This is a genomic window from Bradyrhizobium sp. STM 3809 (assembly GCF_000239795.1).
Lineage (GTDB): Bacteria > Pseudomonadota > Alphaproteobacteria > Rhizobiales > Xanthobacteraceae > Bradyrhizobium.
The window spans coordinates 1-6,508 of sequence record NZ_CAFJ01000327.1; the positions used below are offsets into that span (position 1 = coordinate 1).

A 6,508-nucleotide genomic window follows, 5' to 3' on the forward strand; every position below is an offset into this window, starting at 1 on the left:
GCCGGGCACGCCGATCGCATTGTCCTTCTGCAGCGGCAGGGACAATTCGTCGACCGTGAAGGCGGTGTAGAGCGGCATCTTCTCCTTGAGGCCGGCCTGCGCGTATTGATTGAGGAACTGCACGCCGGCCGCGCCGGGATAGAACACGAAGATCGACTCGGCGCCGGAGGCGCGCGCCTTGGAGAGCTCGGCGGAGAAGTCGAGCTGGCTCGGCCACACCGTATACTCTTCGCCGACGACCTGGCCCTTGAACGTGCTCTTCACGCCCGCCAGCATGTCCTTGCCGGCCGCATAGTTCGGGCCGATGAGGAACACCGACTTCACGCCCTTCTGGTTCATGTAGAGGCCCATCGCCGCGGGCGTCTGGTCGTTCTGCCAGGAGGTCGAGAACACGTAGGGCGAGCACAATTCGCCGGCGAGCTGCGACGGGCCGGCATTGGCGGAGATCAGGAAGGTCTGGGAATCCACCGCCGTCTTCAGCGAGGCCAAGAGCACGTTCGACCAGATGTAGCCGACGATGAAATCGACCTTGTCGGACTGCACCAGCTTCTCGGTCTTCTGCTTGCCCACGTCGGGCTTCTGCTGGTCATCCTCGTAGATCACCTCGACCGGCTTGCCGTCCATCTTGCGGCCGAGATGGTCGAGCGCGAGCTCGAACGAGTTGCGCATGTCGTTGCCGATCACGGCGGTCGGACCGCTGAAGGTCGAGACGAAGCCGATCTTGATGGTGTCGCCGGCGAAGGCGGTGCTCGAAAACAGCAGCGCCGCGGCGCCCGCCAGCCAGAAGCTCGTCTTCATGGTCTTCCCTCCCCTGATCACGTGCAGTTCTTATCGTTGTTTCGTCACCGGCATGCAGCAGCACGGCTGCCGGCGGCGTTTCGCCGCAGCAAGCCGTTGCGCGACGCTGATCCTGCGCGCCATCGATCCATGCACCATAATTCCCAGAAACGGGCAAACGCAAGAACTATAGTGCCTATTAAGGATGCTGCAGCACAGCAGAGCGCCGCTCTGGGAGAAGGCTGGGATAGCCGAGCCGCCTCCCACCCGCGTCGTCATGGCCGGGCTTGTCCTGGCTTGTCCCGGCCATCCACGCGGTTCAGCGGTCGCCACTCGACGTGGATGCCCGGGACAAACCCGGGCATGACGGAGTGACTCATGAGCAGCAGTTTCAGATGATCGACTTTCATTCCGAAGTGGGCGCCGTAGAGCGGAGCCGCCTCACTTCACCAGCGCACAACCGCCATCAGCCATCGGGCGGAACGCCTGCTCGGCCGGGATCGTCGAAACGAGGCGGTAGTAGTCGTAAGCGTACTTTGCTTCCTCCGGCTTCTTGACCTCGAACAGGTACATCGGATGCACCACGCGGCCGTCGGCGCGGATGGTGACGTCGCCGAACAGTCTGTCCTTGCCCTTCACCGTCTTCATCTGCGGCACGACGTCCTTGGCATCATCGCTGCCGGTCGCGGCGACCGCATTGAGATAAGCGAGCGTCGAGGCATAGACGCCGGCCTGGTTGCCGCTCGGCATCTTGCCGTTCATGCCGGGGCGCGCGGCAAAGCGCTTGGCGAAGGCGCGGGTGTCGTCGTCCATGTCCCAGTAGAACGCCTCGAGCAGTTGCAGGCCCTGCGCCGCCTTCAGGCCCATGCCGTGGATGTCGTTGATGAACAGCAGGAAGGCGACCAGCGACTGGCCGCCTTGCTGGATGCCGAACTCGGCGGCCTGCTTGACCGCGTTGATAGTGTCGCCGCCGGCATTGGCGAGCCCGATCACCTTGGCCTTGGAGCCCTGCGCCTGCAGCAGAAAGGAGGCGAAGTCCGTCGTGCCGAGCGGGTGCTTGGCCGAGCCCAGCACCTTGCCGCCATGCTTCTCGATGTAGTTGGTGGCCTCCGCCTCGATGCCCTGGCCGAGCGCGTAGTTGACCGTGATGAAGTACCAGTCCTTGCCGCCGCGGCCCATCATCGCGGCCGCCGTGGTGTTGCCGGTCGCCCAGGCGTCGTTGACCCATTGGATCGTATTCGGCGAGCAGGCCTTGCCAGTGAGATCGGAGCTCGCGGTCGACGAGGCCAGGAACGTCATGCGGCTGTTGCGCAAGAGCTCATTGACGGTGAGGCCCACGGCCGAATTCGGCACGTCGACGACGGCATCGACCTTCTCCACATCGAGCCATTTGCGCACGATCGCCGAGCCGACATCGGCCTTGTTCTGATGGTCGGCATAGACGATCTCGACCTTGATGCCTTTGCCCCCGCCGTTGAAATCCTCCGCGGCCATGCGCGCGGCCTCGACCGAACCCATCCCGTTCGTGTCCTGGAAGATGCCGGAGATGTCGTTGAGCACGCCGACACGCACGACATTGTCCGAGATTTCGCCGGCCGATGCCGTGGCCGTCACGCCGAATGACGCGGCCAGCGCGAGCGCACAGGTCCTGAATTGTTTCATGTGTTCCTTCCCCATGGATTGCTTGTTCTGGTTGTTGTCGAAGCCGTCAGCTCTGCTTGTCCGGGATGCGCACCACCAGTCCGGCCAGGGACGGCTGCACCTTGACCTGGCAGGACAGCCGGCTGTTCGGCAGCCGCTCGGCCGCGGTGCCGTCGAGCAGCGCATCCTCGTCGTCGGAGACGGGATCGAGCTTCGCCGCCCAGGCGTCATCGACATAGACGTGACAGGTGGCGCAGACGGCGTTGCCGCCGCATTCGGCGACGATGCCGTCGACGCCGTGAGTCAGCGCGGCCAGCATGAGGCTGTCGCCATCAGCGGCGTCCACGGTCTGGCTGCTTTTGTCGGGATGAATGAAGGTGATCGTCGTCATGGCTTGCTCAGACTCTTGGCTCAGGCTGGAGTGAAGGTGACCGGCAGGCTCTCCAGCCCGCGCAGCGTGTTGTTGTAGCGGCGCTTCGGCGCACCGCTCATGGTGATGCTGCCGACCTTGCGCGCCAGCGCGGTCAGCACCGCCTCGCCCTCGAGCCGGGCGACGAGCTGGCCGACGCACATGTGGATGCCCGAGCCGAAGCCGACATGACCCGACACTTTGCGCGCGACGTCGTAAGCGTCCGGCTGCTCCCAGCGGCGCGGGTCGCGATTGGCGGCGCCCAGGAACATCAGCACCTTTTCCCCCTCGGGAATGACGATACCGCCGAGCTCGACGTCGCGCGTCGTGGTGCGGAAGAACGTCTGCACCGGACTTTCGAACCGCACCGCCTCCTCGAAGGCGTTGCGCGCCAGCGACGGATCGGCGCGCAGCCGCGCCCACTGATCGGGAAAGCGCGCCAGGCAATACACCGCGGCGCCGATGCCATAGACGGTGGTGTCGAGGCCCGCGGACAGCAGCGAGCGCACCAGCAACGGCGCCTCCGCCGGCGTGATCTCGCCGCTGTCGCTGAAGGCATGGATGCAGGCGCCGAAGCCGCCGGGCGCGAGATTGTCGCGCTGGCACTGCTCCGTGACATAGGCCTGGTGCGGCGCCGAGCGCTCGATCGCCTGCTGGCGCAGCTCGTTCGGCGGACCGAAGGCGTTGAACACGAGGCTCGCATAGGGGATGAGATGGTCGCGGCCTTCCGGCTTGAGCCCGAGCGCGTCGGGAAACACCGACAGCGGATAGGCCTCGGCGAGATCGGGGATGGCATCGAACGAGCCGCGCGCCAGGAGCTCGTCGACCTTGGCTTCGGCCGAGGCCATGAAGCCGTCGCGCAGCCGCTTCATGACCGCGGGCGACAGCACCTTGCTCAGCACCGCGCGGGTGCGCGTATGCGCCGGCGGATCGGCCTCGAGAATCAGGCTCGGCGGCCGCCACGGCTTCTCCTTGGCGAAGTCGCTCAGGCCGACGCCCCGGCTGGAGCAGAAGGTCAAGGGATCGTTGAAGACGGCATAGACCTCGGCATAGCGGGCGACGCCGTAGACGTTCCACTGATCGAGATAGACGACCGGGCCGGCCTCGCGCATCTCCTGGTGCGCCGGATAGGGATCGTCGAAGAAGGCGTAGGAGAACGGATCGATGGCGAGGTGGGGGATGGCCGGCGCGACGGCGGCGCCGGAAAGACCTGTTGGGTTCATGCTGACCTCCCGAAGTTTGGCCTTGTCATGCGGCTTTTCGTGTCCGTATGAGTGGCGATGCATGGACGCTGGGGATCATGAGCGAGACCAAGGGGACGCCGCGCAAAGCGCCGCCGCGCGAGCCTGAGGGGCAAGGTCGGGGGCACGGCCTCACGCTCGATCTCGACCGCTATGTGCCGGCCTTCATCACCTTCATCGCCAACAAGCTGTCGAACAGCGCGACCGCGTTCTACCAGCGCAATTTCGGCGTCAACGTCACCGAATGGCGGATCATGTCGCTGCTGGCGATCGAGCCGGGCATTCCCGCCTCGCGCATCTGCAGCGTGATCGGCTTCGACAAGGGGCCCGTCAGCCGCACCTTGGCGCTGATGAAGGACCGCGGGCTGATCGCGATCCGCAACGATCCGCAGGACGGCCGCAGCCACTCGATCTCGCTGACGGCCAAGGGCCGCGCGACCCACGACAAAGTGATCATCGCCGCGCTGGAGCGCGAGCGGCGCCTGCTGGCCTGCCTCGACAAGAACGAGCAGGACATGCTGATCACGCTGCTGCGCCGCATCCACGACAATCTCGACGCCGTCACCGGCGCGAGCTGATCGGCACGATCCCACGCGATCGCACGATCGCCCCTTCTGCTCAGCACATCCGTCGGCGCATACGCGAACGGCCGCGCCCGCTGTGAGCAGGCTGCGCATGGCGTTTCATCCCTCGAGCGAGGCGCAGGCCATCCCGCGCCCATCATTGCGACGGCAATCGTTCCATGGATTAGTTGCTTTGGCAACGATAAAATTCGGGTCGGCGACCGCGGCGCGGCAGCGCCCTGCCCGATCCGCTCAATTTTAATCAACGGCGAAGCGGTGCGGCAATTTGGCCCTGCTATGCAGACGGGACTGGCGCCCCGCAGCCGCGGCGCGCCTCGCGGGAGCGGGACGGATGTTGGGGTTCATCTTCGGGTTCAACGCGCGTCTCGGCCGGCTGGCATATTTCCTCGCCTCGCTGGCCCTCGGGGTCATCACGGTGATCCTGGCCGTCGCGGTCGCCTTCGCCGTGGCCGCCATGGCGCCGCGGACATCCGCGCTGGCGATCAGCGTGCCGGTCATGGCGGTGATCGGCCTGTGCCTGCTGGCGAACCTGATGCTGCAGGCGATGCGCTTCCGCGATATCGGCTGGGACCCGGTCTGCGTGATTCCGGCCTGGATCGCGGTGATGGTGCTGGACTATGTCATCGCCACGCGGTTTCCCGAATATGCCGCGAGGCCGGGCCATCCCGGTACCTGGCCCGGCGCGCTGATCAATTTCGGCCTGTGCATCGCCCTGCTGTTCTTCCCGAGCGGCGCCGGCGACGCGCCGTCCTCAGGCGCGACCGTCAGCCACACGCCGTCGCCCCCGTTGCGCGGCAGCCGCCGCGCGGAGTCCGCCACGGAGGCGCGGCTCGCGCGCATCACCGGCGGCGATGCCGGCCGGCGCGTCTATTGATCGGGCCGGCGGGACGATAGACGTCCGCTATCACAGCATAGCGAAGGCGACCTTGCAGCAACCAAAGCGGCGCGTGTTGATTTGAGGCTGGGCGCATCAGCGAAAGCCAGCTTCATGACCGATCAGGGCCGCAACCTTCATCACGTCGTCATCATCGGCGCCGGCTTCGGCGGGCTGGAAGCGACCTATCGGCTCGCCGGCGCGCCCGTCCGCATCACCCTGATCGACCGCCGCAACCATCATCTGTTCCAGCCGCTGCTGTACCAGGTCGCCACCGCCTCGCTGGCGACCTCGGAGATCGCGTGGCCGATCCGCTCGCTGATGCGCGACCGGCCGGAGGTTACGACGCTGTTTGCCAACGTCAGGGGCGTCGACGCCGCCGGGCGGCGTGTGCTGCTCGAGGACGGCACCGACGTGACCTATGACACGCTGGTGCTCGCGACCGGCGCGCGGCACGGCTGATCACCCAGGGCAGCAGCAAGGTGATGGACTGAGGTCTGACCAAAAGATAGGCAATTCGCCTTCTTTCCAGGACCGCCACGCTCCACAGCCCTCGCGCGGCCCGCCCAAACCCCTGAAATAGAACATATTTCGGAGCGCGCTTGCGCGCCGGCAATGTACACAATGGCATGGTGCTTGCTACCTTCGTCGTCAGATCGGCGAGGCGGAGCAGAACGACATGGCAAGCCAGACATCGGGCTCACGACATCTGCGGAGCGCCGCGTGACCGAAACCGTTGCCCAGATCGTCGCCGCTCATCGCACCGGCCTGATGACGCCCAGAGACACGGTCGCGCGCTGCTATCAGCGGATCCGCGCCTATGGCGACCCTGCGATTTTCATCAGCCTGCGCGGCGAGGCCGAAGCGCTGGCCGAGGCCGAGGCGCTCGCCGGCAAGGATGCCGCGGCGCTGCCGCTGTACGGCGTGCCGGTCGCGGTGAAGGACAACATCGATGTCGCGGGGCTGCCGACCACCGCCGCCT

7 protein-coding genes and 1 pseudogene are annotated in these 6,508 nt (G+C 66.1%); 4 read left to right on the top strand and 4 right to left on the bottom strand.

The features are described from left to right. The 4 genes from BRAS3809_RS18055 to BRAS3809_RS18070 all read right to left on the bottom strand — a co-directional run. Window positions 1-798, bottom strand: a 798-nt coding sequence (locus BRAS3809_RS18055) for an ABC transporter substrate-binding protein (RefSeq protein WP_035656695.1), incomplete at its 3' end; no start/stop codon positions are given. Window positions 799-1,218: 420 nt separating this feature from the next. Further along, entirely contained in the window at window positions 1,219-2,439 is a 1,221-nt protein-coding gene (locus BRAS3809_RS18060; protein WP_008963528.1) for an ABC transporter substrate-binding protein, read from the bottom strand. A gap of 46 nt (window positions 2,440-2,485) precedes the next feature. Continuing rightward, entirely contained in the window at window positions 2,486-2,809 is a 324-nt protein-coding gene (locus BRAS3809_RS18065) for a 2Fe-2S iron-sulfur cluster-binding protein (RefSeq protein ID WP_008963529.1), read from the bottom strand. Window positions 2,810-2,829: 20 nt separating this feature from the next. After that, window positions 2,830-4,050, bottom strand: a complete 1,221-nt coding sequence (locus BRAS3809_RS18070; RefSeq protein ID WP_008963530.1) for a cytochrome P450 — start codon at window positions 4,048-4,050, stop codon at window positions 2,830-2,832. 77 nt (window positions 4,051-4,127) lie between these two features. Here BRAS3809_RS18070 and BRAS3809_RS18075 point away from each other — a divergent pair, with 77 nt between their 5' ends. The 4 genes and pseudogenes from BRAS3809_RS18075 to BRAS3809_RS18090 form a co-directional block, all read left to right on the top strand. Next, a complete protein-coding gene (locus tag BRAS3809_RS18075; protein ID WP_008963531.1) occupies window positions 4,128-4,646 on the top strand; it encodes a MarR family winged helix-turn-helix transcriptional regulator in 519 nt (172 codons plus the stop codon). Between the two features lie 337 nt (window positions 4,647-4,983). Then, the gene (locus tag BRAS3809_RS18080) at window positions 4,984-5,526 is read left to right on the top strand and encodes a DUF805 domain-containing protein (RefSeq protein ID WP_035656697.1); all 543 of its coding nucleotides are present in this window, start codon (window positions 4,984-4,986) and stop codon (window positions 5,524-5,526) included. A gap of 114 nt (window positions 5,527-5,640) precedes the next feature. Further along, window positions 5,641-5,982, top strand: a pseudogene (locus tag BRAS3809_RS18085) (NAD(P)/FAD-dependent oxidoreductase); the annotation flags it as partial. A 267-nt stretch (window positions 5,983-6,249) separates the two neighbouring features. Beyond that, the coding region (locus BRAS3809_RS18090; RefSeq protein ID WP_035656699.1) for an amidase family protein at window positions 6,250-6,508 on the top strand (259 nt) is incomplete at its 3' end.

Excerpts from the sequence above, each read along its gene's own strand:
- BRAS3809_RS18060 (WP_008963528.1), bottom strand. The coding sequence starts at position 2,439 with ATGAAACAATTCAGGACCTGTGCGCTCGCGCTGGCCGCGTCATTCGGC.
- BRAS3809_RS18065 (WP_008963529.1), bottom strand. The coding sequence starts at position 2,809 with ATGACGACGATCACCTTCATTCATCCCGACAAAAGCAGCCAGACCGTG.
- BRAS3809_RS18070 (WP_008963530.1), bottom strand. The coding sequence starts at position 4,050 with ATGAACCCAACAGGTCTTTCCGGCGCCGCCGTCGCGCCGGCCATCCCC.
- BRAS3809_RS18075 (WP_008963531.1), top strand. The coding sequence starts at position 4,128 with ATGAGCGAGACCAAGGGGACGCCGCGCAAAGCGCCGCCGCGCGAGCCT.
- BRAS3809_RS18080 (WP_035656697.1), top strand. The coding sequence starts at position 4,984 with ATGTTGGGGTTCATCTTCGGGTTCAACGCGCGTCTCGGCCGGCTGGCA.